The organism is Myxococcus qinghaiensis, assembly GCF_024198215.1.
Lineage (GTDB): Bacteria > Myxococcota > Myxococcia > Myxococcales > Myxococcaceae > Myxococcus > Myxococcus qinghaiensis.
On the sequence record NZ_JAKCFA010000039.1, the window covers coordinates 26913 to 53723 of the forward strand.

The 26811-nt window shown below is 70.1% G+C and carries 19 protein-coding genes; 14 read left to right on the plus strand and 5 right to left on the minus strand.

All coding sequences use genetic code 11. The features are described from left to right. Nucleotides 1-6: 6 nt before the first annotated feature. The 3 genes from LZ199_RS43050 to LZ199_RS43060 form a co-directional block, all read right to left on the minus strand. The gene (locus tag LZ199_RS43050) at nucleotides 7-1017 is read right to left on the minus strand and encodes a ribonucleotide-diphosphate reductase subunit beta (RefSeq protein ID WP_253999638.1); all 1011 of its coding nucleotides are present in this window, start codon (nucleotides 1015-1017) and stop codon (nucleotides 7-9) included. Between the two features lie 209 nt (nucleotides 1018-1226). Further along, the gene (locus LZ199_RS43055; RefSeq protein WP_253999639.1) at nucleotides 1227-3728 is read right to left on the minus strand and encodes a ribonucleoside-diphosphate reductase subunit alpha; all 2502 of its coding nucleotides are present in this window, start codon (nucleotides 3726-3728) and stop codon (nucleotides 1227-1229) included. 453 nt (nucleotides 3729-4181) lie between these two features. Next, nucleotides 4182-5000, minus strand: a complete 819-nt coding sequence (locus tag LZ199_RS43060; protein ID WP_253999640.1) for an IF-2 protein — start codon at nucleotides 4998-5000, stop codon at nucleotides 4182-4184. A 104-nt stretch (nucleotides 5001-5104) separates the two neighbouring features. Here LZ199_RS43060 and LZ199_RS43065 point away from each other — a divergent pair, with 104 nt between their 5' ends. From LZ199_RS43065 to LZ199_RS43080, 4 genes are read left to right on the plus strand one after another with little or no spacing between them, the layout of a single operon-like run. After that, nucleotides 5105-11587: a methyltransferase domain-containing protein gene (locus LZ199_RS43065; RefSeq protein WP_253999641.1), complete on the plus strand. Its 6483-nt coding sequence runs from the start codon at nucleotides 5105-5107 to the stop codon at nucleotides 11585-11587. Nucleotides 11588-11611: 24 nt separating this feature from the next. After that, complete coding sequence (dapF, locus tag LZ199_RS43070; protein ID WP_253999642.1) at nucleotides 11612-12463, plus strand: diaminopimelate epimerase; 852 nt, start codon at nucleotides 11612-11614, stop codon at nucleotides 12461-12463. A 38-nt stretch (nucleotides 12464-12501) separates the two neighbouring features. Then, nucleotides 12502-14352, plus strand: a complete 1851-nt coding sequence (locus tag LZ199_RS46870; protein ID WP_253999643.1) for a GGDEF domain-containing response regulator — start codon at nucleotides 12502-12504, stop codon at nucleotides 14350-14352. Between the two features lie 18 nt (nucleotides 14353-14370). Beyond that, a complete protein-coding gene (locus tag LZ199_RS43080; RefSeq protein ID WP_253999644.1) occupies nucleotides 14371-15870 on the plus strand; it encodes a DUF4388 domain-containing protein in 1500 nt (499 codons plus the stop codon). Nucleotides 15871-15873: 3 nt separating this feature from the next. Here the strand turns inward: LZ199_RS43080 and LZ199_RS43085 are convergent, their stop codons facing one another. Then, nucleotides 15874-16353, minus strand: a complete 480-nt coding sequence (locus tag LZ199_RS43085) for an FBP domain-containing protein (protein ID WP_253999645.1) — start codon at nucleotides 16351-16353, stop codon at nucleotides 15874-15876. Between the two features lie 273 nt (nucleotides 16354-16626). Here LZ199_RS43085 and LZ199_RS43090 point away from each other — a divergent pair, with 273 nt between their 5' ends. After that, complete coding sequence (locus LZ199_RS43090; RefSeq protein WP_253999646.1) at nucleotides 16627-17694, plus strand: fatty acid desaturase family protein; 1068 nt, start codon at nucleotides 16627-16629, stop codon at nucleotides 17692-17694. A 74-nt stretch (nucleotides 17695-17768) separates the two neighbouring features. Here the strand turns inward: LZ199_RS43090 and LZ199_RS43095 are convergent, their stop codons facing one another. After that, the gene (locus LZ199_RS43095) at nucleotides 17769-18512 is read right to left on the minus strand and encodes a DUF6600 domain-containing protein (protein WP_253999647.1); all 744 of its coding nucleotides are present in this window, start codon (nucleotides 18510-18512) and stop codon (nucleotides 17769-17771) included. 163 nt (nucleotides 18513-18675) lie between these two features. On the opposite strand from LZ199_RS43095, the gene LZ199_RS43100 reads away from it, so the two are divergent. The 9 genes from LZ199_RS43100 to LZ199_RS43140 all read left to right on the plus strand — a co-directional run bounded on the left by LZ199_RS43100 (nucleotide 18676) and on the right by LZ199_RS43140 (nucleotide 26745). Beyond that, a complete protein-coding gene (locus LZ199_RS43100) occupies nucleotides 18676-19356 on the plus strand; it encodes a hypothetical protein (RefSeq protein WP_253999648.1) in 681 nt (226 codons plus the stop codon). Beyond that, complete coding sequence (locus LZ199_RS43105) at nucleotides 19353-20093, plus strand: hypothetical protein (protein ID WP_253999649.1); 741 nt, start codon at nucleotides 19353-19355, stop codon at nucleotides 20091-20093. Before LZ199_RS43100 ends, LZ199_RS43105 begins: the two co-directional genes overlap by 4 nt. 119 nt (nucleotides 20094-20212) lie before the next feature. Further along, nucleotides 20213-20596 (plus strand): hypothetical protein, encoded by a 384-nt coding sequence (locus tag LZ199_RS43110; protein WP_253999650.1) that lies wholly within the window; start codon nucleotides 20213-20215, stop codon nucleotides 20594-20596. A gap of 99 nt (nucleotides 20597-20695) precedes the next feature. After that, nucleotides 20696-20923, plus strand: a complete 228-nt coding sequence (locus LZ199_RS43115; RefSeq protein WP_253999651.1) for a YtxH domain-containing protein — start codon at nucleotides 20696-20698, stop codon at nucleotides 20921-20923. 115 nt (nucleotides 20924-21038) lie between these two features. Next, nucleotides 21039-23018 (plus strand): sigma-54-dependent Fis family transcriptional regulator, encoded by a 1980-nt coding sequence (locus LZ199_RS43120; RefSeq protein ID WP_253999652.1) that lies wholly within the window; start codon nucleotides 21039-21041, stop codon nucleotides 23016-23018. Nucleotides 23019-23264: 246 nt separating this feature from the next. Beyond that, nucleotides 23265-24785 (plus strand): aldehyde dehydrogenase, encoded by a 1521-nt coding sequence (gene adh / locus LZ199_RS43125; protein ID WP_253999653.1) that lies wholly within the window; start codon nucleotides 23265-23267, stop codon nucleotides 24783-24785. Continuing rightward, a complete protein-coding gene (locus tag LZ199_RS43130; RefSeq protein WP_253999654.1) occupies nucleotides 24785-25219 on the plus strand; it encodes a DUF779 domain-containing protein in 435 nt (144 codons plus the stop codon). The genes adh and LZ199_RS43130 overlap by 1 nt, the downstream gene beginning before the upstream one ends. Before the next feature lie 199 nt (nucleotides 25220-25418). After that, nucleotides 25419-25808, plus strand: coding sequence for a hypothetical protein (locus LZ199_RS43135; RefSeq protein ID WP_253999655.1), 390 nt, complete (start codon nucleotides 25419-25421; stop codon nucleotides 25806-25808). A gap of 133 nt (nucleotides 25809-25941) precedes the next feature. Next, nucleotides 25942-26745 carry a hypothetical protein gene (locus tag LZ199_RS43140; protein ID WP_253999656.1) on the plus strand — a complete coding sequence of 268 codons (804 nt, stop codon included), beginning with the start codon at nucleotides 25942-25944 and terminating at the stop codon, nucleotides 26743-26745. The last annotated feature ends 66 nt before the right edge of the window (nucleotides 26746-26811 follow it).

The window sequence follows — 26811 nt, forward strand, 5'->3', positions numbered from 1 at the left end:
GGGACATCAGAACGTGGCGTCGAGCACCACGTCGTTGGCCGCGCCCACGCCCACGGCGACCTGGTAGGCGGACACACGGCGCTCGAAGAAGTTGGTGAGCTCCTGCACGTCCTGAAGGTCCATGAAGGACAGGGGGTTCTTCGTGCGGAACACGGGCGTCAGCCCCAGCATCTGGAGCCGCTGGTCCGCCGTGTACTCCAGGTAGCCGCGCATCTCCTGCACGGACAAGCCCGCGACGCCGCCGCTCAAGAGGTCCTGGGCGAACTGCGTCTCGCACTCCACCGCCTCGCGCAGCATCGCCTCCACGTCGCGCTCCATCTTCGCGTCGAAGAGGTCGGGCTCCTCCTTGCGGGCCACCGTGATGCACTCGTAGGCGAAGGCCATGTGCGAACTCTCGTCGCGGAACACCCAGTTCGTCCCGGCGGCGAGCCCGTTGAGCAGGCCCTTGCTGCGCAGGAAGTACACGTAGGCGAAGGCCGCGAAGAAGAAGAGGCCCTCGATGCAGCCCGCGAAGCAGATGAGGTTGAGCAGGAAGGCGCGGCGGTGCTCCTTCGTCGTCAGCTCGTTCAGCCCGTTGATGCTGTCCATCCACTTCATGCAGAAGCGCGCCTTGCGCTGGATGGAGGGGATGTTGTCGATGGCGGCGAACGCCTTCGCGCGCTCGGCCTGGTCCGGCACGTAGGTGTCCAGCAGCGTCAGGTAGAACTGGACGTGCAGGGCCTCTTCATAGAGCTGACGCGACAGGTACATCCGCGCCTCGGGCGCGTTGATGTGTTTGTACAGGTTCAACACCAGGTTGTTGCCGACGATGCTGTCGCCCGTCGCGAAGAAGGCCACCAACCGGTGGATGAGATGTCTTTCCGCGTCCGTCATCTTCGAGCGGAGGTCGACCAGGTCCGTGGAGAAGTCGACCTCCTCGACAGTCCACGTGTTCTTGATGGCGTTCCGGTACATCTCGAAGAAGACCGGGTAGGCCATCGGGCGCAGCGTCAGGTTCAGGCCGGGTTCGAGCAGCATGGGCGCGATCAATACAGCAGCCGAGTGGGCGAACAAACTCCTGATGTGCTCGCCTGCTCGCGTCCACGTCCTCTGAACAATTCTCCTGATGCGAAGCGCGCGGACGCCTTCACGTACGTTCCGCGGTGTGAAATGCGCCCGCAAAACGAAGCGAGCACACGCTCTCGCGCATGCTCGCCCGGATGAAAACTCAGTGAGTCAGGAATTCCTTACTGGCACGCCTCGCACGCTTCCGGGTTCTCCAGGGAGCACGCGACTGCTTCGGCGTCCGTCACCGAGGAGGCGGATGCGACAGGCGCGGGCGCGGAGGGCGCGGGTGCACTCGCGGTGCTGTTGCCCACCGTCGCCTTGGCGATGCGTGTGGCCGGACGGGAGCGCATGTAATACGTCGTCTTCAGCCCCTTCTGCCATGCGTAGAAATACATGGAGGAGAGCTTGCCGATGTTCGGCGTCTCCACGAAGAGGTTGAGCGACTGGCTCTGGTCGATGAAGGCGCCGCGGTCGGCCGCCATGTCGATGAGCGAGCGCATGGGCAGCTCCCACGCGGTCCGGTAGATGGTGCGCAGGTCCGCCGGCAGCTCCGCCAGGTCCTGGATGCTGCCTTCCGCCATCTTGATGCGATTGCGCACGCCCTCGTTCCAGATGCCAATCGCCTGGAGGTCACGGACGAGGTAGCGGTTCACCTGGAGGAAGTCACCCGACAGCGTCTCGCGCTTGAACAGGTTGGACACCTGCGGCTCGATGCACTCGTAGCAGCCGGCGATGGACGCAATCGTCGCGGTGGGCGCAATCGCAATCATCAGCGAGTTGCGCAGGCCGTGCTTCATGATGCGAGCGCGCAGCGCATCCCAGCGCGCCGTGTCCTCCGGCGTCACACCCCAGCTGTCGAACTGGAGCTCGCCCTTCGCCGCCCGCGTCTCCGGGAAGGAGGGATGCGCGCCGAACTGCTCGGCCATCTCGCACGACGTGGTCAGCGCCGCGAAGTAGATCTCCTCCGAAATCTTCCGCGACAGCGCGCGAGCCTCGGGGGCGTCGAACGGCAGGCGGAGCTGGAAGAAGACGTCCTGCAGGCCCATCAGGCCCAGGCCCACCGGACGCCAGCGGCGGTTGGAGTCCGCCGCCGTGGGGATGGGGTAGAAGTTGAGGTCGATGACCCGGTCCAGCTGCTTCATCGCGAGCTGGGCGTTGGCGCGCAGGCGCTCGAAGTCGAACTTCCCGTCCACCACCAGGCGGCCCAGGTTCAGCGAGCCCAGGTTGCACACCGCCGTCTCACCCTGGCTCGTCACCTCCAGGATTTCGGTGCACAGGTTGGACAGGTGGATGACGTTGCCGGGCAGGCCCGTCTGGTTGCTCTTGCGGTTGCTGATGTCCTTGAAGGTCATCCAGCCGTTGCCCGTCTGCGCCAGCGTCTTCATCATCTTGGCGTAGAGGTCTCGCGCCTTCACCTTGCGCATCGCCAGGCCAGAAGCCTCCGCCTCGACGTAGGCCTTCTCGAACGCCTCGCCGAACAGGTCCGTCAGGTGGGGCACCACCTTGGGGTCGAACAGGCTCCAGTCGCCCTCCGACTCCACCCGCTTCATGAACAGGTCCGGCACCCAGTTGGCCAGGTTCAGGTTGTGGGTGCGGCGCGCATCGTCACCGGTGTTCTCGCGCAGCTCGAGGAAGTCCTCGATGTCCGCGTGCCACGTCTCCAGGTACACGCAGCAGGCGCCCTTGCGCTTGCCGCCCTGATTCACCGCCGCCACGGACGCGTCCAGCGTCTTCAGCCAGGGGACGATGCCGTTGGAGTGGCCGTTGGTGGAGCGGATGAGCGAGCCGCGCGCGCGCACGCGGTGGTAGCCCACGCCGATGCCGCCGGAGAACTTGGACAGCATCGCGATGTCCGAATACTTCCGGTAGATGGCGTCCAGCTCGTCCGTCGGCGAGTCCAGCAGGAAGCAGCTGGAGAGCTGCTCGTGGCGGGTGCCGGAGTTGAAGAGCGTGGGGGAGCTGGGCAGGTACTCCAGGGAGCTGAACAGCCGGTACAGCTCGATGGCCTCCTTCGCGTTGTCGCCGCTCAGCGCGCACGCGACGCGGAGGAAGAACTCCTGCGGCGTCTCCAGCACCTCGCGCGTCTGCGGGTTCTTCAGCAGATAGCGGTCGTAGACGGTGCGCAGGCCGAAGTACTCGAACAAGTCATTGCGCGACGGGTCGATGGCGGCGTTGAGCTTGCGCGCGTTGGCCTGGACGAACTGCAGCAGCCGGTCCGCGATGAGGCCGTGCTTGTGGCCGGCGGCGACGGACTGGCTGAAGGAGTGGATGTCCTGGTTGCTGACCTCCTTCTGGATGAAGGTGGCCAACAGGCGCGCGGACAGGCGCGCGTACTCGGGCTCCTCGACGATGAGGGCGGCGGCCGTCTGGATGGAGAGGCTGTCCAGCTCGCGCGTCGTGGCTCCGTCGTAGAGGCCGGAGATGGTCTTCGTGGCCACGCGCATGACGTCCACGCGGGACAGCCCCATGCAGCTCTTGCCCACCGCGCGCACAATCTTGTTCAGGTCCACCGGCTCGGCCGTGCCGTTGCGCTTGCGCACGCGCATGGTGGTGGGGGCGAAGTCGCTCTGTGTGGGCTCGGCCACGGGCGTCACGCTCGCGGTCGGCCCGGGTTGGGCGTGGGTGGCGGGCGGGACAGGCATGGGCGCGGGGGCGGGCTTCACGGGCGTTTCGAAGTTCACGAGCGGCTCACTCCAAACGAGGGCAATGGCGTGGCCACGAGGGCAAGCGACGAGCTTGCCCTGGGAGGGGTTTCCCGGGCCACGAAATAACTGCACGGATGTGTAGGGGAGAAGGCCCGCTCTACTGGCGCGGGCCTACGGTCTCGAGGATACCCGGAGGCTCAGGTGACATGCGGGGTAGACTGACGTGTGTAAAGACACCACAACCCCTCCCTGAACCCCGTGGGACGCCACCGAACGGTGGGGCGTCGTCGACCGGGCACAAGGTATTGGGGGCTCCCGTTGGTGTCAACGCGAGATCTAGTGCCTGGGTAGGTCCGTCCTTTGCAATCTATGATCGATCTCCAACGCCCCTCGTCACGTTCTGCTCACAACACTCCGTGACAGACTGGAGGACACTCCGTGCGGGGGGCGTGAAATCGAACCTGGGAGGACGGGTGCGCGGGGCCCTGCTCAGGGAGTCGTGCCCGAGTCCATCCCCGAATCCACCTCCGGCGTCGGAGTGGCACCCTGCGTGGGGGCCTCTGGCGAGGTCGGTGTGGGTGCGGGTGGGGGTGCCTGGACGGGGGCCTCGGGAGGCGTCTCACGGGGCGTCTCCTGGGGTCCACTCAAGGTGTGGACGGCGCGGCGGAGGGCCTCCTCGAGCGCGCGGGCGGGGGGCGAGACGGTGGAGAGCATCTGGTTGGCGCTGCGCGCGTGGCGGCTCTGGCTCTCCGCGGCGAGCTTGAGCTGGGCCAGGGCGTCGCTGACGAGCCTCCGGGCATCCTCGAGCTTCTGGCGGGCCTGGAAGAAGGCCACCTCGGTCATGAGCTTCTGGAGCGTGAGGCGCTGCTCCTCGGTGACGCCGGAGAGCTTCTCCGCGCGGCGCAGGTAGTACAGGCCCTGCTCCACCTTGGGGGGCTCTTCGGAGGCGATGCGGGGGCGGGCCATGGACTCCAGGAGCGGGAAGAGGGCCCGGTCCAGCTCATCACGCTCGGTGAAGCTGCGCAGGATGAGGGAGCCGACGTCCTGGCCCTCCAGGGGGATGGGGGCATAGGCGTCCGCCAGCCGGGGGTCTCCGGGCCGGTAGGGGACGGAGCCCATGGGGGCCATGCGGCCCTTCATCACCACGAGCTGGCCGTCCACGGGGGCCAGGGTGAAGGTGCGCGAGTTGAGCTGGGACAGGAGGAAGACGACCACCCCGCCCAGTCCGAGAATGAGGCAGAAGACGAGCAGCCTGGTGAAGGTCCGCCGTGCCCGATAGCCAAAGCCCTGCTGTGCCGATCCGTTCATGTCGCCTGCTCTCCTGACGTCCGGGCGCCGGGCTGATTTCGGCCCCTGGCGCTTTCCTTGGGGCGCGGAGGCCCACGGCTATACTCCCACCCCCGAACACACCCATGCATCACACATTCCGTCGCATGGGGCCCAGTGAACTGCTGCCCCGCTACATTTTCGCCGAGAGCCTCTTCGCGCGCCGACGCGTGCTGGAGGTCGACGCGGTGGCCTCCACCGGAGGAGAGAGCGCGCGTTTCCTGCTGGAGCGGGGAGCCCGGGCTGTCGTCGCCTGTGACGAGGACGTGAAGGCGGTCCAGGCCGCGCAGAAGGCGCACGGTGGGCCCACGCTGCGCTACCGCGCCAACATCTACGACGACTTCGAGCCGGGCAGCTTCGACGTGGTGCTCGTGGCGGACCTGGCGCCGTACGTCCGGGCCCCGGAGCTCCTGGCTGAGCTGGCGCGGCTGGTGGCGAAGCAGGGCTTCCTGGTGGGCGGCCTGCGCAATGTGGCGGGCCTGGCGCTGCCGCAGCTGGTGGAAGCGGAAGAGGGGAACGTTCCGCCCACCTACGGGCTCCTGCTGGATGCGCTCAACGTGCACTTCCCCCATGTGGAGGTGGCCACGCAGTCGCCGGTGCTGGGGTACCAGCTCGCCTTCGAGCGGGGCGAGGGGCTCCAGGTGGACGGCTCGCTCGTGGAGAACGGCGAGGCGGCGTACTTCGTGGTCGTCGCCGGGCAGGAGCCCGCGCGCTCGGTGGACCCCACGTGGGTGCAGCTCCCGCCGGAGCCGCTGGCCTTCACGCGGGGCAAGCTCGACGAAGTCGTGGCGCGCGCGAAGTCCTGGGAGGAGCGCAGCGCGCGGCTGAAGGAGTCGCTGACGCGGCTTCGCACCGAGCTGACGGACCGCGAGGCGGAGGTCGCTTCACTCAAGCCCGTGCTGGAGGTGACTCGGGACGAGGTGGCGCGGCTCACCGCGCAGCTGGAGCAGGCGCGGGGCACGCCGGAGTCGCAGCGCGAGCGGGATGACCTGGCGGGACGGCTGCGCCGACGTGAGCTGGAGCTCCAGGTCGCGCACGAGCGGCTGGGGGATGCGGACCGCCGTCTGGCGGCTCAACGTCTGGAGGTCGAGGCCGCGCAGCGCGCGCAGGCGGAGGCCGGAGTCCAGGTGCTCGCGGGGCAGGAGACGCTCCGGCTGGAGCGCGCGCGCCGCGAGGAGCTGGCCACCTCCTTGGAGGAGGCCCGGGAGCGGCTGACGCAGACCTATACCCAGGTGCGTGAGCTTCAGGATGAGCTGACCACGCTGCGCATCGACCGGGAGAAGGACCGGCTCCTGGCGGAGCGCGCTGGGGAGCAGTCCGAGGACCGGCGTCGCGCGGCGGACGCGGCCCGGGAGCGGGAGCTGCGCATCGCCGAGCAGTACTCGGCGGCCCTGGCGGCGGTGGAGCATCTGAAGGACGGCACGGCTCGGGCGGAGGAGGCCGCGCGCGATGCCGTGGCGGCCCTGTCCGTGCGGGAAGCGGAGCTGGCGCGCGCGGCTCGCGAGCTGACGGAGGCGTCCCTGCGGGTGTCGTCGGCCGAAGGGGCTCGACGGGACGCGGAGGAGCGGCTGGCGGCGCTCCAGGCGGAGGGACGGGGTCAGGAGACGGAGCTCGTCGCCGCGCGCGAGCGGGAAGCACGACTGCGGGCCGAACTGGAGGCGCTGACGCAGGGCGAGGCCTCCGCTCGCGCCACCGCGCGGAAGCTGGAGGAAGCGCTCCACGAGGCCGAGCAGCGCATCACCGCGCTGGAGGAGGAGCGCGCTCGCGTGGAGGCGGGGCTGACGGGGGTCCTGGAGACGGAGCGCTCCGGACTTCAGGCCCGGCTGTCGGCGCTGGAGGGCGTGCTGGAGTCGGAGCGCGTGCGCGCGGAGGCGCTCGCGGACGAGGCTCGCACCGAGGCCGCCATTCGTGCGGAGACGGAGGCGCGCAAGCTGGAGCTGGAGGAGGAGCGCCAGGCGCTGGTCCGCCGTGTGGTGGAGCTGGAGGCGGAGGTCTCCACGTTGAGCCGCTCCCGCCGCGAGGAGGCTGAGCGCGCGGAGGAGCTGGCGGCCTCGCTTCAGTCCGTGCAGTCGGACCTGGAGACGGCGCACCAGGAGCGGGACGCCACGGCGGCCCTGGCCGCTCGCGTGGGCGGAGAGCTGGACCAGGAGCGTGAGTCGCGCGCGGCGGTCGAGGACGCGCTGCGCGTCTCTCGCGGCAAGCTGGAGAGCGCGGCCCAGCGGCTCGTCGAGGCCGAGGCGACCCTGGCCCGGACCCGTGAGGCGGTGGACGCGGAGGTGGAGCGTCGCGCCGCGCTGGAGACTTCGCTGGCGGAGGTCCAGGCCACGCTGGAGTCCGAGCGCGATGGTCGCCTGAGGTCGGGCTCCGCGCTGGAGACCCTGCGCGCGCAACTGGAGACGGAGCAGGCGCGCCGGGAGACCGCGGAGGCGGCGCTCACCGAGGCCCAGGCGGGACTCGCCGAGGCACGACAGGCGCTCAACCAGTCGAAGGAGGCCCTGGACGCGGAGACGGAGCGTCGGGCCCGTTGGGAAGCGGTGCTCGCGGACGTGCAGGTCCAGCTCCAGGATGAGCTGCAGCGACGCACCCGCGCCGAGGAGGCGCTGGCGGAGGCGCGAGGACAACTTCAAGGCGAGGGCCAGCAGCGGACCCATGTCGAGGGGACGCTGGCGGAAGCGCAGGCGCGCCTCCAGACAGAGGCCGAGCGGCGGAGCCGTTCCGAAGCGGCGCTGACGGAGGCTCAGGCCCGCTTCGAGGCGGCACTGGCCGAGGCCGCCGCCCGACTTCAGGAAGAGGCGGAAGCGAAGGCGCGCGTCGAAGCGACGCTGGCCGAGGCACAGGCTCGCCTTGAGGAAGAGCGCGAGGCGAAGGCGCGAGTCTCCGCGTCGCTCGCCGAGGTCCAGGCTCGGATCGAGTCGGAAGCCGAAGCGAAGGCGCTCGTCGAGACGGCGCTCGCCGAGGCTCGGGCTCGAGGCCAGTCGGAGTCGGAAGCCAAGGCGCGCGTCGAGGCGGCGCTGGCCGAGGCTCAGGCCAGGAACCAGTCAGAGGTCGAAGCGAAGGCGCGCGTCGAGGCGGCGCTGGCCGAGGCCCAGACGCTCCTTGAGGGCGAGACCCAGACGAGGGCGCGAGTCGAGACCTCGCTGGCCGAGACTCAGACACTCCTTCAGGGCGAGACCCAGGAGAGGGCGCGCTTCGCGGCGGCGCTGGCCGAGACGCAGGCCAGGATCCAGTCCGAGGCTGAGGCGAGGGCGCGTGTCGAGACCGCGCTGGCCGCGGCCCGGAGCCGTGGTCACGAGGATGGCGAGGAGCGGGCGCGCGTCGAGGCCGAACTCGCCGAGGCCCGAACCCTGCTTCAGCGTGAGGCCGAACAGCGCTCACTCGCCGAAGCGACAGTGGCCGAGGCCCAAGCCCGCCTGCTGACGGAGACCGAGGAAAAGGCTCGCGTCGAAGCCTCGCTGACCGAGGCTCGCGCACGGCTCGAGGACGTCGAGGCGCAGCGGACACGCGCCGATGAGGCGCTGTCGGAGACCCAGCGTCGACTCCAGGCGGAAGCGGAGCAGCGTGCACGGGCTGAAGCGGCTCTCGCCGAGGCCCGCGAGGCACTGGCCACGGAGCGCGAGTCCCGAGGGCAGGGTGAAGTCCAGGCCCAGGCCTCCCTGGCGGAGGTGCGCCAGTCTCTCGCTTCCGAGCGTGAGGCGCGCGAAGCCCTGGCGGCCGAGCTGTCCGAGACCGTCACCCGATTCCAGTCGGAGCTCGAAGGTCGGGCTCGCGTCGAGACCGCGTTGGCGGCGGAGCGTGAGGCGCTGAGCGCGGCTCGCGCGGAGCTGGAGACCGAGCGGCAGGAGCGCAGCGACGGCGAGGCCGGCCTGGCTCGCGTACACGAGCGGCTGGAAGGGGAGCAGCGCGCGCGCGCCGAGGCGGAAGCTTCGATGGCGCGCACGCGTGAAGCCCTGGCGTCTGAAGAGACGGCACGTGCGGAGGTCGAGTCGTCACTGGCTCGCACTCGCGAGGCCCTCTCTACAGAAGAAGCAGCGCGCGCGGAGGTCGAGTCGTCACTGGCTCGCACTCGCGAAGCCCTGACCCGTGAAGAGACCGCGCGCGCGGAGGTCGAGTCGTCGTTGGCTCGCGCTCGCGAGGCGCTGTCCGCTGAAGAGGCCGCCCGCGCGGAGGTCGAGTCGTCGCTGACGCGCACTCGCGACGCGCTGTCCTCCGAGTCGTCCGCCCGCGCGGAGGTCGAGTCGTCGCTGACGCGCGCCCGTGACGCGCTGTCCTCCGAGTCGTCCGCCCGCGCTGCGTCGGAAGCCGCGCTGGCGACGGAGCAGCAGGGCGCGGAAGCGGCACGCTCCGAGCTGGCCCGTGAGCGGGAGACGCATGCCGAAGCGCGAGCGGCCCTTCAGGCCGAACGCGAGGCGCTGGCCCAGGTTCGCGCCGAGCTGGCGGCCCGCGAGCAGGCCCTGACTCAGTTGCGCGAGGACTCCGAGGCTCGCGAGCAGGCGCTGCGCGCCAGCGTGGAGCGACTGGAAGGCGAACGCTCCCAGGCCGAGGATTCGGCGCGGGAGCTGCGGACGACCCTGGATGCACGGCTGTCCGAAGCGGAGTCCATGGGAGCGCGACTGGCGTCCGTGGAGCAGGCGTTGAGCGAGTCGGAGCTGGCGAAGCGCGCCGTGGACGCGACGCTCTCCGAGCGCGAGTGGGCTCTGCAAGAGCTTCAGGCCCAGGCTGCCGCACGTGAAACAGAGCTTCGGGAGAGCCTGCGGACGCAGGAAGCCACCGAGGCCACGCTGGAGACCACGCGCCAGGAAGTCCTGGACCTGCGCGGCGAGCTGACGCACCTGGCAGCGGCGCGGCAGGAAGTGATGCGCCTGGGCATGGAACTCCAGCGGGCCATGGCCGCGCTTCACGACCGGGGGATGCACCTCTCCCGGCTCGATGCGGAGCTGGTGGACGCGAGGGAGCGACTGGTCGCCCAGCGCGAGAACGCCGAGCTGCTCATGGTGCAGCTGGAGACGGCGCGGCGCTTCGCGGGCAAGGCCACCGCGATGGAGAGCTCGCTCGAAAGCGAGCGCGCCGCGTTGGAGACCACTCGCGCGGAGCTGGCGCGAATCACCGAGACGGCCCGCACGGAACAGGAGCGCTCCGCGAGTCTGGAAGCACGACTGCGGGAGGCCACGGAGGCGCTGGGACAGGCCCGCGCGGACTGGGAGGCCCGGTTCGCCGACCTCACCGCGCACCTCGAACGTCAGCGCACCGAGCTGGAGTCCAGCCGCGCGGAGAAGGGGGAGCTGGAGGCTCGGCTCACGCAGACCGTGGAGCGATTCGAGGCACAGCGCTCGGCCCTGGCCGCGCTGGAGGCACGGCTCACCGAGACGGACACGCAGCTCCAGGCACACCGCGCGGAACAGTCCGCGCTGGATGCACGCCTCACGGAGACCACGTCGCAGCTCGAAGCGCAGCGCGCCGAGCGAGCGCAAGTGGAGGCGCGGCTCACGGAGACAGTGGCTCGGTTGGAGGAACAGCGCACGGAGAGCGCCGAGCTGGAGTCCCGGCTCGAAGCGGAGTGGGCGACTCAGTCCACGCTGTCCTTGCGTCTCGTCGACACCGAGACCCGTCGAGCCGAACTGGAAGCCCAGCTCTCCTCGCTCCAGGCTCGCGCCGCGGCCTTGCGTGAGGAGCACACCGCGAAGCTCGCCGAGGCCACCACCGACTTCGAGGCCCGACGCGTCGAACTCGAAGCCCGCCTGTCCGAGCTGGAGTCCTCCACGACGGCGAGCGCCACCGCGCTCCATGCCGTGCAGGAGCGCCTGACTCGCGCCGAGTCCGAACGGGAGCGTCTCCAATCGGACCTCACCGTCGCCCGGGCCGCCCGCGTCCGACTGGAAGGCCGCATCACCGCACTGGAGACCGCCTCCACGGACGCGGTCCGCCTGCTCGACGCCGAGCGCGCCGAGCGCACCCGTGCCTCCGAGGCGCTGGAGGAAGCCCGCCGCCAGCTCGCGCAGCGCGACGGCACCACGTCCGACCGACTCACCACGCTGCGCACCGAGCTGACGCGCCTCCAGGAACAGGCCCAGGCCCTCACGGCCGAAAAGCAGGACCTCCTCAAGGACCGCTTCGAGCGGGAGCGCCTGGAGCCGCTCGTGAAGGAGCAGCAGGCCCGGCTCACCTCCCTGGAGGCCGAGCGCAACGACCTGCTCAAGGCCACCGAGGAGCTCAAGGCCGCCTCGCAGACCGACGCCGTCCTGGAGATGGCCGCGGAGCTGGAGCAGCTCCAGTCGGAGGTGGACTCGCTCCAGGAGAAGCTCCAGGCCCAGGAGTCGGAGCTGGGCACCCTGCGCCGTCAGGTGGCCCGCGCCGGCGGCAACCCCGTCCAGGACATCTACGAGCGCGCCAACGCGGAAATCAACGCCGTGAAGAGCGAGCTGTCCCGGCGCACGGGCGTGGCGCTGACCCCTCCCGGTGGCACACCCGTCCGGACCCCCACCATCCCCCAGGCCAAACCCCCGCGCACCGCCGTGCCGGCGCTCGACATGCCCGACCCGACACCTCCGAAGAAGGCGGACGAGCGCGAGTGACGGACCAGGGCTAGGATTGCGTCCGTGGACGCTCGCGAACGCATCTTCAAGTACCAGGGACTGGGCAACGACTTCGTCGTGCTCGACCGTCGCCAGTCCGGCGTGGACATCGACGCGGCGACGTCCCGCTGGATGTGCGACCGCCGGCTCGGCATCGGCGCCGACGGAGTCCTCGCGCTGCTCCCCTCCGAGCACGGCCTGGCCCGGATGGTCGTCCACAACGCCGACGGCAGCATCGCGGAGATGTGCGGCAACGGCCTGCGCTGCGCCGTGAAGTACCTGGTCGACCAGTCCGGGGAAAACCCGGGCCGCATCGACGTGGAGACGGGCGCCGGAGTGCTCACCTGCATGCCCGGCTATGGCGACGGCGGGGTGGTCGCGGTGGACATTTCCATGGGGCCAGCACGGCTCGTGGCCCCGAACCTGCCATCGGGCGTCACCGGGAAGCCGTTCCTGGACGCTCCACTGCCAGGGCGCCCCGAGCTTCGAGCCTCCGCGGTGAGCATGGGCAATCCCCACCTGGTCCTCCTGGACCAGCCGCTGGAGGACGCGCCTCGACTGGGGCCGGAGCTGGAGCGGCACCCCTCGTTCCAGGACCGCACCAACGTGGAGTTCGTCCGGGTGGAGGAGGACGGCCTCACCGTCGTCGTCTGGGAGCGGGGCTGTGGGCTCACCCAGGCGTGCGGCACGGGGGCCTGCGCCTCGGCGGTGGCGGCGGTGCTGGCGGGTCGCCTGCCCTCGGACACCTGGCTGCGCGTCACCCTGCCAGGAGGCAACCTGCGCATCCGCGTGCCGGCCGACCTGTCCGACATCCGCCTCCGTGGACCTGTCGCCTTCGTCTTCGAGGGCGTTGTCGCGCTTGCTGGGGGCCGGTAACCTCCGACCTCCCCCTTCGCACCCGGGTCAGACAGCGCGTGGCCGGTCCCATTCTCGTCGTCGACGACGACCTGTTCTTCCGCCAGCTCGCCAGCGACATGCTGTCCCGTCATGGGCACCGTGTGGTCTCTGTGGAGAACGGCACGTTGGCGCTCGAGGAGGCGGCTCGCACGCCCTTCGACCTGGTCATCACCGACGTGGTGATGCCGGGCGTCGACGGCTTCGCGCTCACCGCGCGCCTTCGCGAACGAGACCCGGACCAGGAAGTCATCCTGGTCAGCCAACGCACCGACGTGAAGGGCTCGGAGATGGCGCTGCGCTCGGGCGCGGCGGACTGCCTGGCCAAGCCCGTGGAGGAGACGGACCTGGTGCTCGCGGTGGACCGCGCCCTGGAGCGCGCCGCCCTGCGCCGGGAGCGCACCCAGCTGCGCGACGAGAACATCGAGTTCGCCCGCTTCCACAACCTGCACCAGCGCTGCCTGGAGCTCATCTCCCAATCGGACTTGGAGTGGCTGCAGGAGCGCATCATCTCGGAGCTGTCCGCGGTGTGCGACGCGCAGAGCGCCGCGCTGTGGGTGCTGGACGACCGGGGAGACCTGGTGCTGCGCGCGTACCGGGGGCTGCTCGACAAGCAGTTCCTCGCGGAGAAGATGAACCCGGAGGGGCCATTGGCGGGGCGCCTGCGGGATGCGCAGCCGTGGTTCGCGCGCGATGAGCGCTCCGCGGTGCTGTACGTGCCGCTGATGGTCTCCGGGGAAATCGTCGGCCTCGCGCAGCTCTCGGACCCGCTGACCGGGGACTTCCGGCCGGAGCACTCGCGGGACGCCCGCGTGCTCGCGGACTTCGCCGCCGTGAGCGTGAAGAACGGCCGGCGGATGATGGCGCTCCAGCGCCTGGGCCTGAGAGACCGCGAGACGGCGGCCTACAACCTCAGCTACTTCACCGACTACGCCTCCAAGGAGATCTACAAGGCGCGGCGGTACGGGCGGACGTTCTCGCTGTTGACCTTCTCCATCGACAACCTGCCCCTGGTGCGCGTGCGCCAGGGCGCGGCGGACGCGAAGAAGGCGGTGCGCGGCATCATCCGCGCGCTGAGCAAGATCATCCGCGACTCGGACGTCATCGCGAAGGCGAGCGACCAGGAGTTCTACCTGTTGCTGCCGGAGACGGACTTCTTCGGCGCGATGATGTTCGTGCGTCGCGCGGTGGCGGCGGTGCGCGAGGAGCCGGAAGTCCAGGACGTGGAGTCGCGCCTGCCGCTGGCCCTCGTGGGCGGTGCGAGCACCTTCCCGAAGGACGGCGAGGACTTCGACGAGCTGGTGCACCGCTGCCGTCGCCGCATGGACGAGCGTCGCGCGTCGCTCCAGCGGCGGCTGATGCTGGACGGGCTGCCGTTCTGGGACGAGGTGGACCTGCTCCTGGGCACGCCCAACAGCCCCCGGCTGCCGGTGGACGAGCGCGCCGAGCCCAGCCGCCGAGGCAAGGTGGCGGACGTCCTCTTCGACGAACTCCAGGCGGAGATTGCCCGCGAGCTGACCCGAGACCCGGGCACGCGCGGCCTCCTGTATGTGGGCGGGCCGGAGATTCGCGCGGACCTGCCGATAGCGGCCGGGCTGGAGTCGGCGCCACCGGACCTGTCCTCGCGCATCTACCTGCTGGGCCGCCGGGTCGATTTGGAGTCGCATCCCGCGCTGACGCCCGTGTTCCTGGAGGGCGACGAGCGGGTGTCCCGGCACGAGTTCATCCTCTGGCTGTCGGAGAGCGCCGCCTACGCGCTCATCCAGCGGCGGGGGCGGGGCGCGACGTGGGGCTTCCACACCTCGGACACCGCCGTGGTGGACGGGCTCATCTCCAAGCTGCAGGCCGAATACGACCTGCAGCCCTACTGACACGAAGTGGAGTGACGCGTGGCCCAGGTCCGGAAGATCCTCATCGCCGACCCCGACCTCGAGTCCGTGCGCGCGCTGTCCCGCGCGCTGCGCACCAAGGGCTACCAGGTGCACTACGCGCCGGACGGCTCGCGGGCGCTGGAGGTGGCGGTGCTGCGCCACCCGGACCTCACGCTGTTCGACGAGCACTGTCGGCTGCTGGAGGCGCGCACCTTCATCCAGATTCTGCGCACCAACCCGCGCACCGAAGACATCCCGGTGGTGCTCACCACGTCGAGCTTCGACGGGGACCGGTATCGCGGCCTGCGGGACGGCTACCTGCGCAAGCCCTTCAACCTGGACGAGGTGCTCAGCCGAATCGAGCACATCTTCCGGCGCAACGAGGCGGCCAAGGACCTCAAGGTCGAGCAGCAGGAAATCGAAGGCTCGCTCAGTCAGCTCAGCATCCCGGACCTGATGCAGCTGCTCGGGATGAACCGGCGCAGCGGGAAGCTCTCGCTGGAGCGCGGCAACGAGCGCGGTGAAATCCACGTGGTGGAGGGCCGCCCCGTGAATTCGAAGCTGGGGCGGGTGGAGGGCGAGAAGGCGCTGTTCCGCCTGCTGGCCTGGGGCGATGGGACCTTCACGTTCTCCCCGGGCGCCAGCGCGGCGAAGGCGCGCATCAACCGCGCCATGGACGACGCGCTGCTGGAGGGCATGCGGCAGTCGGACGAGGTCAATCGCCTGATGCCGGGCCTGCCGCCGCGCCACACGCGGCTGATGCTGGCGCTGGACGTGGACTTCCAGCAGGACCAGCACCCGGTGACGGCGCAGGTGATGGACCTCTTGCGCCAGCCGCGCGCGCTGGGCGAGGTGCTGGACCTGGCGCCCGCCACGGACCTGGAAGTGCTGGGCGTGCTGTCCACGCTGATGCAGCGCGGGGTGGCGAGGCCGGCGGACGTGAATGGCACGGACGCCAACGCCAACGAACTGCTGGGCGCGGCGGAGGTGCACGCGCTGCGAGGCCGAATCCTCCGCACGAAGGCGCCGTCGCGGGTGGCCACCGCCAAGATTTTCGTGTGCGGCAGCGGCGCGTCCGCGGCGCGTCGGGTGATGGCGCGCGTGCCCGGCCTGGAGGCGCTGTCGGCGGAGCCCACCGCGGTGAAGAGCGGCTTCGGGACGCTGGGGCGGCTGGTGCTGAGCGAGGTGCTGCGGCTGGACTTCTGCACGCTGCCCCCGGCCGAAGCGGCCCGGCCCCTGTGGCGTCCCTTCAGCGCGGGCGCGGTGGGGGCGCTGCTGCTGGACGTGTCCGAGCCGGCGGTGAGGCTGGCGCACTACCTGGCGTGGGAGGCGCGGATGCCCATTGTCGTCGTGGGCGCCGAAGTCCCCGCGGTGCTCCAGGGCGCACCCGCGGGCGCGCTGAGCGTGGTGGACGACCTGGGCGAGGCGCTGAGGTCCCTGCTGGTGCAGGCCCTCAACCCCGCGCCCATGCTGCCCGGCGTGACGCAGGTGCAGCGTGCCACCGCCTCCGTCGGGTAGTCGTCACCAGGCGGCGGGCGCGGAGGGCCTGGCCTCGATGCCGAGCGCCTCGTTCGCGAAGCGGTACATGCGGGCGCGGAGCTGCTCCAACGCCTCCAGGGTGTGCCTGCCGGCGCGGTTGGCCGCGTCCTCCAGCTTCTCCTTGCAGCGCAGGTCGACGCAGAGGCTGATGCCCACGCGAACCTTGCTGTTCACGTCGGTGGTGAGCAGGTCCACCGCCTGCGACGAGCCGTAGTCGTGGCACCACTCGCACATGCGGGCGACGTCGGGGCCACCCCTGTCACGCCGGAAGATGATGCCGATGGGCTGGTGGCTGCCGGGCGCGGAGAAGATGAGGTACACGCGCAAGCCGGACGTCTCCGTCCAGGCCACGTAGTCACGCACGAACAAGGGGAAGGTGAGGCCCGGCGGCATCTCGATGACGCGGCGGTCTCTCGGGCGGAAGGACTGGATGAGGTCCCGGTCGGTTTCGATGCGGAACACGGTTGCTCCTTGGAGAACGTTTCGACCTAACAGCCACCGGCCCCTGATTCTACCCAAACCCACCGGGGGGCCAGGCGCCGTGCCTCCAGGTCGCCCGGGGAGGAGGGAGGCGCGAGCGTGCAAGCCATTGCACACGGCGAACCGCGTCATCGCCGTCGCGGCCCCGCGTCGTTCCAACGGCTGACCCGCGCGTGACATGGCGATGGGACAACGCTGGCTCCTCATCTCCGGCACAGGGCCGGACACACCCCACGTTTGTAGGAGCCCCTCTCAATGGAACGAGCCGCACCGCCGCCGTCGAGCAAGGAGCTCATTGCCCGGACGCGCCCCTTCGCCCTGCAGGACGTCGCGCGCTCGAGCTGGAACCTGGTGGCCACCTATGCCGCGCTCGCGGCGGCCGTGACGCTGGCGGTGGCCGCGCCCTGGTGGCCCCTGCGCGTCGTGGGCGGCGTGCTGGAGGCGCTCGTCCTCATCCGCGCGTTCATCCTCTTCCATGACGCCATGCACGGCGCGCTCCTGCCCTCGTCGCGCTGGGCGAAGGTCGTCTTCCACGTGCAGGGCATCCTGACGCTCACTCCCGCGCGCATCTGGAACGACACGCACAACCACCACCACGCCAACACGGCGCGCATCGCCGCGGACTCGGCGGGCACGTTCGCCACGTGGACCACCGAGCAGTGGCGCAACGCCTCCGGCTGGCAGCGGCTGGGCTACGTGGTGGAGCGCCACCCGGTGACCATCCTGTTCGGCTACGTCACCGCGTTCCTCATCAGCCTGTGCCTGGTGCCCTTCGTGAAGGACCCGAAGCGCTACTGGACGTCCGGGCTCGCGCTCGGCGTGCACGTGGCCCTGTCCGTGGCGCTCTGGGTCTTCTTCGGCCCCGCCGTGTACCTGTTCGCCTTCGTGGGCCCGCTGTTCCTCGCGTACGCCCTGGGCACGTACCTGTTCTACTCGCAGCACAACTTCGACGAGGTCCGCATCCTGCCGGAGCATCAGTGGACCCACGCGGATGCCGCGCTGGAGGCCTCCAGCTACCTGCGCTGCGGCAAGGTGATGGCGTGGTTCACCGGCAACATCGGCTACCACCACGTGCACCACCTCAACCCGCGCATCCCGTTCTACCGACTCCCCGAGGCGATGGCGGCCATCCCCGAGCTGCAGCACCCGCACGTCACGACGCTGAGCCCGCGCGACATCGCCCACTGCCTGCGGTTGAACCTGTGGGAGCCCGCTCTCGGGCGGATGGTGCGCTATCGCGACGCCAGCGTGCGCACCTGGGAGGCCCGGGCCGACGCGCCCGCCCGGAGCGCTGTCTCCTCCGAGGGGCACGCGGTGTCGTGAGCAGGCCAGGGTGGTCGAGTCTCGGCTGACGCTCGCGCGCCAACCCCAGGTCGTGCCTGGCGTTGGCGTGCGCGTCACCGCGCGGCGGCGTGGGGCCCCGCGATGGGCGGCTGCCCCGTGGGCGGCGCGATGGGCCCGGTGCGAGGCACGGGTGCTCCGGTGGCGCTCGCGACCTCGTCGGGCGCGGGGCCCACGTTCCACTGGCCCGTGCGTCCCGTCACGCGCTCGCCCACCGGCTGCGTCTTCCCCACCAGCGCGGCCTCCTGGTCAGGTGGAACCAGGTAGCGGCTGACATCGGGTTGCACCAGGTCGCTGGTGGCGACGAAGGTCCACGGCCTGCGGACATTCATTCCGGGCAGGGGCATGGGCTGCCAGCCGACGAGGCCCTCTCCCCAGCGCCAGTCGACCCATGAAGGGGCCCACTCGTCGTCGGGCCACCACACCCAGCCCTCCGAGGGAGCGACGAACCACCTGCCGAAGTGGAAGGGGGCCCAGCCCCAGTCCCAGTCGCTCTGGAACGTCCAGCCCCAGTCGCTGAATACCCACTGGCCGGAGGTGGCGTAGGGCACGAAGTCCAGGCCCACGACCTTCGCGTCGGGGCGCCACACCCAGCCGACTTCGGGCAGCTGGAGCCACTCGCCATGTGGCGCCATCACATCGCGGAAGATGGAGATGTTGCTGCCGAGCGTCGTCGCGTTCGACTTCACCTGGGGACCGAACTCCTCGGGCCCCGTCGCGCAGCCCAGTGAAGCCAGCAGCGCGCCCGCGCTCACGCCACCCAGGCGCAGCCAGCGCCAGGTTCTCTTCCAGGTGCGCATCGTCGGCCCTCCATGGTGGATATCCGTCTTGCCTCAGGATGTGCCTTCTCCTTGAACGCAGAGACCCTCGGGGGCGATGCCCTGGGATGCCTGGTCGCTCGGCGTGACCGGCCCCCTGGTTGACTTCCTGTCACCCAGGCAAGGCAGACTGCCCGGCGTGCGCGTGAAAAAACTCCTCCTCTCAGCCCTGCTGCTGACGCCGGCCGTGGCCCTGGCCGGAATGCCCAGCTTCATGCTCACGGAGATCGCCGAGCAGCGGTTGGAGGCCATCTCCTTCTTCATCGCCATCTTCCTGCTCGTGTCGCTGGGCGTCTGGGGGCTGTGGAACTGGCTGCGGCGGGACGTGCCCCGGCTGCCCCGCTTGAGCTACCGGGCGTCGCTCGCGCTGGTGTTCCTGCTGGGGCTGGGCCTCCAGTTGGTCCTGTCGATGATCGCCGGTGGCCGTGAGCTGATGACGCCGGGTGCGTGGGAGAAGAAGGGCGTCACGTACCAGGTCATCCCCGCGCCGCCTCCCTCGGACGCGGACCTGCTGGTCCAGGCGCGGCGGCAGCGGCTGGATGAGCTGCGAGTGGCGCTGTGGGCCCATGCTGCCGAGCATGGCGGTGACTTCCCCCAGAACGACCTGGGCACCGAGCTTCCCGCCGCGCGCTGGAAGGTGCTCGGGGACTCCGGCCTGCACTTCATCTACATCGGCGGACAGAAGGCGGACGCCCCCGCGGCGCCACTGGCGTACGAGCCGGGCCTCTTCGGACGTGAGCGCTGGGTGCTCTTCACCGATGGCGACCTCCGGCGGCTCCCCGTCGAGGACATCCACCGCGCGCTCGTGGCGGAGGGCGCGCCGTGACGTCGGGCAAGAAGGGCGTGGTCGTCCTGGTCAGCGTCTTCGTGATGATGATCTTCCTCTGCATGGGGCAGGTCTGGGTCATGAGCGTGCCGTTCCTGCTCGCCTTCGGTTGGCTGTCCTTCCTCAAGCAGGTGGTGCCGGAGGTGACGCTCCGGTGGGGCGCCATCGTCGAGTTCCTCGTCGTCGCGGCGGTGCTCGGCACAGGCTCCCACCTGTTCCTCCGGTGGCTGTGGCGTCAGCTGCATGCGCAGGCGCCAGAGGCCTCCACGTGGCGCCCGCGCTGGAGCGTGTCGCTGCTGCTCGTGGGCGTCCTGCTCTTCGCCGCGACGATGGCCTCGGTGGGAGTCGGGCACCACGTGGGCTGGCTGATGTCGGGGCGCGCGCGGCTGGTGCGCAGCTCATGGCCCCAGTTCGAGATGGAGGGCGTGCGCACTTCTCACAGATTGTGTGACGAGGTCCGGGAGTTGGTCGACGCGGGCATTCCCCCCGAGCAGCTCACGCGCAAGCTGTTCGCGAAGCCCTCGCTCCACGCCCTGTTGGAGGCGCAGCAGGTGTTCTCCCGGGTGGGCCCCGAAGGCGAGCGGGTCATCCTGGTGGCCGCCAGGGACCCCCGCGTCCGCGAGCGGGACGGCGAGGTGCGCTGCGTTCCCAAGCCGTCGGACAGCGAGGTGCTCGACGCGAAGACCCTGAAGCCCGGGCCCGACGCGCCGGGCACCGTCAAGGCCACCTCCCCCTGACGGCGGAATCCAGGCGCGGGTGAAGGCCTGTGCGAACGGCTCTTTCCAGGAGTGCTAGTCTCGCACTCCCCGTACGGGCCCTGGACTGAAGCCCGGGCGGGTCACCTGGAGGAGCCGCTATGACTTCGCGTCGCGTGTCGTATCCCTGGAGCCTGGCCGTGGTGCTCACCTTCGCGCTCACCGCGCTGCCCGCGTTCGCGGAGTCCTCGTCGGAGGAGGAGCTGGTCTCTCGCGAGGACTCCAGCAGTGAGGCCTCGCTGCTCACCTGTGGGCGGGCCCGGTGCGGAGCGGACTGGACTTGCGAGGCCAACTGCCCCGAGGCGGCCACCGCCGTCTGCGTCAACTTCTATTGCGAGTACACCTACCCGGAGCCGGGCGGCGGTGGCGGTGGCGGCGGTGGGGGCCCTGGGTTGTGCACGGGCTACCGCTGTGGCGGCGACTGGAACTGCGTCTGCGAGGGCCAGCAGGGCACCTGCGGCTCCAATGGCTATTGCGTCTTCTGAGCCCGTGAGCCCGGCGAAAAGCTCGGGGGTGAGCACTTGGCAGCCGGCGGGTCGTGACTAGCTTTCCGCGCACAATGCGACACCGGGGCGAAATGCCCGGTGTCGTCACGCGAGGAGCTGACGGTGCAGGCGAAGATTCTGCTGGCCCTGGTGGTCGGGTCCATGACGTTCGGAGTGGGTTGCCACCGCAACACCCGTGAGAGCGCGAAGGATGACGCGGAGCGCGCCGCGGACAAGACCGAGGACGCCGCCGAGAAGGTCGGCGACAAGGTCGAGGACGCCGCCGAGGAGGCGGGTGACAAGATTGAGGACGCCACCGACAAGTAGTCAGGTGACAGGCCTCTGGCCTCCCTGGACGCCGCACTGCGTTGGTTCGGCAGTCGCGTTTCGGGGAGGCCACGGGTTGCCGTCGGCGTGGGGACTGGCCGAATAATCACGTCCCATGGGAACGCTCACGCTCAGCGCCTCCGCGCACCTGTGGGAGCAGTTTCTCGTCGGCGCGCTCGACGGGGAGGTGGCCTCGGTTCCAGAGGCCCCGCCCATCCTGTCGCGGTGGCAGCGCTCGCGGGCGCTCGGCGCTCCGAGCACCGGCCTGCCGGACGAGGGCCCCAGCGTCGCCGGTGTCGCGCTCATCGAGCGTCGCGCCCGCCTGGAGCCGGTGTGGCACGAGGTCCGTGACATCCTCGACCTGCTCGCCGCCGCGCCCATGCCTTCGGGGCGGGTGGCGCTGCTGGCGGACCGGGAAGGCGTCATCCTCGCCACGCGCAGCTCGGGGGGCGACTTCAGGGACCACGCGGACTACGTCCGACTGGTGGCCGGCGCCTGCTGGGATGAGGTGTCGCGAGGCACCAATGCGATTGGCACCGCGCTGGTGGAGTCCTCGGCCGTGGCCGTGGTGGGGCCGGCGCACTACGCGCAGCGGCACCATGGGCTCGTCTGCTACGCCGCGCCGGTGAGAGACCCGTTCGGCGAAGTCATCGGCGTGCTGGACATCACGGGCCCGGCGAGCGGCGCGGACCCGCTGGTGCTGGTGGCGGTGGCGAGCATCGCGCACTCGGCGGAGGCGCGGCTGCGCGAGGTGGCCTGGGCGAGCGTGGCGGCGGCGGCCCGAGGAGGTCTGGAGGCTCGCCTGTCGCGCGAGGACGGCCCCGTGCTGCTCATCGAGCCGCCGGGACGCGTGCGGCGCCTCAACGGGGCGGCGCGCTCGCTGCTCGGCATGGAGTCCTCGCGGGAGGACATCGCGCCGGGGCGCGTGCTCGGCTTGTCCTGGCGGGCCTTGAAGGACGCGGCGCTGCGCGGCCATGCGCTGGAGGCGCGGCATCAGGCGTCGGGCGCGACGTGGCGGGTGCATGCGGAGGCCGTGGGGGAGGGTGACTCGGCGCTGGCGGTGCTGGTGCGGCTGGAGCCACGCGCGACACATGTCACGGCGCGGGTGCGGCCCGCGGTGGCGGAGGTCACCCCCGACGAAGGCGCCTGGGCCCGGCTGAAGGGAAGTGACTCCGAGCATCGCGCGACGCTGCGTGAGGCCGCGCGCTTCGCGCCGACGATGCTGCCGGTGTTGCTCCTCTCGGAGACGGGCACGGGCAAGGAGCTGCTCGCGCGCGCGGTGCATGACGCGAGCGCGGTGGCGTCCGGTCCCTTCGTCGCCGTCAACTGCGGCGCGCTCTCCGCCACGCTGCTGGAGAGCGAGCTGTTCGGCCATGCGCCGGGCTCCTTCACGGGCGCGCGCTCGGCCGGGGCGGACGGGAAGCTGGCCGCGGCGGATGGTGGCACGCTCTTCCTGGATGAGCTCGCGGAGATGCCCGCGGCGCTTCAGGTGATGCTGCTGCGCGTGCTGGAGGACGGCGGCTACTCACGCGTGGGCGAGTCGCGCGTGAGGCACTCGCGCTTCCGCCTCATCGGCGCCACGTGTCGGGACCTCGAAGTGGCCGTGCGCGAGGGCACCTTCCGGAGCGACCTCTACTATCGCCTCCAGGGGGCGGTGCTGCGGCTGCCGCCATTGCGTGAGCGGGTGGACCTGCCGGAGCTGGCCCGCTCGTTGTTGAGCGAGCTGTGCGTCGAAGGAGGCCATCCCCCGAGCACGCTGTCCGCGGAGGCGCTGGCGCGACTGCGTGCCCATGTCTGGCCGGGCAACGTGCGCGAGCTGAAGACGGTGTTGCGCCTGGCCCTGGTCCGAGCCGGCGGCGAGTCCGTGGTGAGCGTGGCGGCGCTTCCCCCCGAGCTGGGACGGACTCCCGCGCCCGCTGTCGAGCAGCCCGTCAGCGCCACGGGCCTGCGAGAGCTGGAGGCCCACGCCATCCTGGAGGCGCTGTCGCGCAGCGGTGGCAACGTGGCCCGCGCGGCGCGCCTGCTCGGGATTGCGCGGAGCACGCTGTACCGGATGGTGGAGCGCTTCGGCTTGAAGCTCCCTCCGCGCTCGTGACGCGGGCCGCTCGGCCGCTGTGAGAGAGGCCGGGCACCGCGTGCACCGCGCGCCCGCATCGGAACATTTCATCCAGGCGGTGGCACACCGGACGCGACACTGTCGCGAGGTGCGCCAGGCGTTCGGACGAAGGTGTCGCATCGCGGGACACGACGCGCCGCGACGTCGTCGGTGCGGGGAATGGCATGCGCGCTGCTCTGGCGGACGGGGCTTCCACCCGCAGCCCCACCCGCAAGGAGAGCGTTCATGCTCTACGCCGCCCCCAATCAGCCCGGCTCGAAGGTGAAGTTCAAGTCCCGCTACCAGAACTTCATCGGAGGTCGCTGGGTCGAGCCGAAGCGCGGGCAATACTTCGAGAACATCTCTCCCGTGACGGGACAGGTCTTCTGCGAGATTCCCCGCTCCACGGCGGAGGACATCGACCTGGCGCTGGATGCGGCGCACGCGGCGCGCGTCTCCTGGGGCCGCACGTCGCCCACCGCGCGCTCGAACATCCTGCTGAAAATCGCCGACCGGATGGAGCAGAACCTCGAGATGCTCGCGGTGGCCGAGGCGTGGGACAACGGCAAGCCGGTGCGCGAGACGCTGGCGGCGGACCTGCCGCTGGCCATCGACCACTTCCGCTACTTCGCCGGCTGCATCCGCGCGCAGGAAGGCACGGTGGGCGAGCTGGACCACGACACCGTCGCCTATCACTTCCATGAGCCTTTGGGCGTGGTGGGGCAGATCATCCCGTGGAACTTCCCCATCCTGATGGCGGCGTGGAAGGTCGCGCCCGCGCTGGCGGCGGGCAACTGCGTGGTGCTCAAGCCCGCGGAGCAGACGCCCGTGGGCATCCTCGTCCTGGCCGAGCTCATCCAGGACCTGTTGCCCGAGGGTGTCCTCAACATCGTCAACGGCTTTGGCGTCGAGGCGGGCAAGCCGCTGGCCAGCAGCCCCCGCGTGGCGAAGGTCGCCTTCACGGGTGAGACGACGACGGGCCGGCTCATCCTCCAGTACGCGAGCGAGAACCTCATCCCCGTGACGCTGGAGCTGGGCGGCAAGAGCCCGAACATCTTCTTCGACGACGTCATGGCGCACGACGACGACTTCCTGGACAAGGCGATGGAGGGCTTCGCCATGTTCGCGCTGAACCAGGGCGAGGTCTGCACGTGTCCGTCCCGCGCGCTGGTGGGCGAGCGCATCTACGGCCAGTTCATCGAGCGGGCGCTGGAGCGTGTGAAGCGGATTCGCCCGGGCAACCCGCTGGACACGGAGACGACGCTGGGTGCGCAGGCGTCCAATGACCAGCTCGAGAAGATTCTCGGCTACATCGACATCGGCAAGAAGGAGGGCGCCAAGGTCCTCACGGGCGGCGAGCGCGTGAGCCTGCCGGGCGACCTCAAGGGCGGCTACTACGTGGCCCCGACGGTGTTCCAGGGCAACAACAAGATGCGCGTGTTCCAGGAGGAGATCTTCGGGCCGGTGGTGAGCGTCACCACGTTCAAGGACTTCGACGACGCGATGCGCATGGCCAATGACACGCTGTACGGCCTGGGCGCGGGGGTGTGGACGCGTGACACGAACACCGCGTACCGCGCGGGCCGCACCATCGAAGCGGGCCGGGTGTGGACCAACTGCTACCACCTGTACCCGGCGCACGCGGCGTTCGGCGGCTACAAGCAGTCGGGCATCGGCCGCGAGACGCACCGGAAGATGCTGGACCACTACCAGCAGACCAAGAACCTGCTCGTCAGCTACAGCCCGAAGGCGATGGGGTTCTTCTGATGAGTGACACCCGTGCCGAGCCCGGCGCGGGTGGGCCGCCGGAGCAGGAGGTGGCCCGGGTGGCGGTGACGCCCGAGGCCGCCGCCGTCATCCGCTCCCTGCGTGCCGCGAACGGGCCGCTGATGTTCCACCAGTCGGGCGGCTGCTGCGACGGCAGCGCGCCCATGTGCTACCCGGCGAAGGAGTTCCGTGTCGGTCAGCGGGATGTCTTCCTGGGCGAAGTCGAAGGCTGCCCCGTCTACATCGGCGGCGCGCAGTTCGAGGTCTGGCAACACACGCACCTGACGCTGGACGTGGTGCCGGGAAGGGGCGCGGGCTTCAGCCTGGAGGCGCCCCTGGGCGTGCGCTTCCTCACGCGAAGCCGTGTCTTCACGGATGAGGAGTACGAGCGCATGAAAACCCAGCCACCGCCCAGGCGCGGACCGCCGGAGTGAGCCAGGGCCCCGGGCTCGAAGCGGAGCCCGGGTCGCCCGCCACCCGACAGTAACGAGTCATGTTACAGCGCGGGCAATGACAACCATCCCCTCAAACAAGACCCATGCGGTGTCATGAATACACCATTTACACTGCGTGGAAGTACTTATACACAGAGCCCGCCCCAAGTCAGGGGTAACTCGCAATGAGGGGGAAGTCATGAAGTCGTTCAAGACGTTGGGAGTGATGGGAGTGGTGTCTCTGATGGCGGTGGGCTGCGGTGGGGAGTACACGCCCGAAGAGGCCGCTCAGAACCCGGAGATGGGTGAAGCAACGCAGGCCGTGGAGAGCGCGTTCATCGCTGGCGGTCAGACGCGTGACTTCTCGACCTGGCTGTTCGGCACGACGCCGTTCTATGTGCGTAACATGTCCGCCACCCGCTCCACGCGCTTCAACGCGTACTGTGGCGCGAACAACATCTCCATCCTGCTGGCGCCGAATCAGGTCTATCCCACGAGCCTGAACTGCGCCTGGCCCGGCGCGCGTCTGTATGTCCAGAACCAGGGCCTCAGCCCGACCCTCGACCAGATCTACGTCGAGACGCACTGAGTCGCGGTAGAAGCGCGCTCTTCGAGTGCTGGGGGAGCCTCCGCGAGGGGGCTCTCCTGTCTTGCGTGGCCATTCCCCCATTCGTGGCGGAATTGATAGGCTTGCCGTGCGAGGTTCGCACGGAGGACTGTCAATGGCCGGACGCCCCATCGATGACATCCAGCGGAAGAGGTTCCTCGATGTCCTGACCCAGAATGGAGGCTCGTCCGGCAACACCAGTCTGATGAGTGAACTGGGGTGGTCGGATGCCGAGTATTGGCGCCTGCGGGAGCAGCTCATCGAGGAGGGACAGATTCTCCGGGGCAGGGGCCGCGGCGGCAGCGTGGTGCTGGTCAAGGAGTTCAAGCCTCCGGAGACGAATACCCTCACGGGGCCCGTCCCGGGAACGGCGGCCGCCGCCTCCCTGTTGGACAGGACCGAGGCGGACCTCTACGGCCCCTGTCTGGCGGTGCTGAAGGAGAAGTGGACCAAGGAGCGAGGGCTCCACGACGTCCACATCGAGATTACGGCCAACCAGGGCGCCAGGAAGACAGGCGGCGTCTGGACCCGGCCGGACATCACCGCCATCAGCATGCGCACATTCTCTCACTGGCCCGGGCGCACGTTCGATATCTGGACGTTCGAAGTCAAACCGCAGTGGGAGTTCAACATCACCGGCATCTTCGAGGCCGCGGCGCACGCGAGAACGGCGACCCACGCCTTCGCGCTCCTGGAGCTGCCCCCCAACCCCGATGACTCGGACATCTCCCGACTCACCTCGGAGGCGCAGCGCATGGGCGTGGGGTTGATTCTCTTCCAGGACCCCACCGACTTCGAGACCTGGGACTTCATGGTGGACCCCGTGCGCAAGGAGCCGGACCCCTCGCTGCTGGAGCAGTTCGTCGTGACGCAGCTCTCCGAGACGGCCCGCACGAAGCTGCTCCGCTGGGGCAAGTAGCCCTCCAGGTGCGCGAGCGTCTCCGGGCTCGAGGCAGAGCCCGGAGACAGTCATGCGCGGGGGGAA

Coding starts and splice junctions, on each gene's coding strand:
- LZ199_RS43140 (WP_253999656.1), top strand. CDS start 25,942: ATGGCCGGACGCCCCATCGATGACATCCAGCGGAAGAGGTTCCTCGAT.
- LZ199_RS43060 (WP_253999640.1), bottom strand. CDS start 5,000: ATGAACGGATCGGCACAGCAGGGCTTTGGCTATCGGGCACGGCGGACC.
- LZ199_RS43135 (WP_253999655.1), top strand. CDS start 25,419: ATGAAGTCGTTCAAGACGTTGGGAGTGATGGGAGTGGTGTCTCTGATG.
- LZ199_RS43050 (WP_253999638.1), bottom strand. CDS start 1,017: ATGCTGCTCGAACCCGGCCTGAACCTGACGCTGCGCCCGATGGCCTAC.
- adh (WP_253999653.1), top strand. CDS start 23,265: ATGCTCTACGCCGCCCCCAATCAGCCCGGCTCGAAGGTGAAGTTCAAG.
- LZ199_RS43095 (WP_253999647.1), bottom strand. CDS start 18,512: ATGCGCACCTGGAAGAGAACCTGGCGCTGGCTGCGCCTGGGTGGCGTG.
- LZ199_RS43065 (WP_253999641.1), top strand. CDS start 5,105: ATGCATCACACATTCCGTCGCATGGGGCCCAGTGAACTGCTGCCCCGC.
- LZ199_RS43110 (WP_253999650.1), top strand. CDS start 20,213: ATGACTTCGCGTCGCGTGTCGTATCCCTGGAGCCTGGCCGTGGTGCTC.
- LZ199_RS43090 (WP_253999646.1), top strand. CDS start 16,627: ATGGAACGAGCCGCACCGCCGCCGTCGAGCAAGGAGCTCATTGCCCGG.
- LZ199_RS43130 (WP_253999654.1), top strand. CDS start 24,785: ATGAGTGACACCCGTGCCGAGCCCGGCGCGGGTGGGCCGCCGGAGCAG.
- LZ199_RS43120 (WP_253999652.1), top strand. CDS start 21,039: ATGGGAACGCTCACGCTCAGCGCCTCCGCGCACCTGTGGGAGCAGTTT.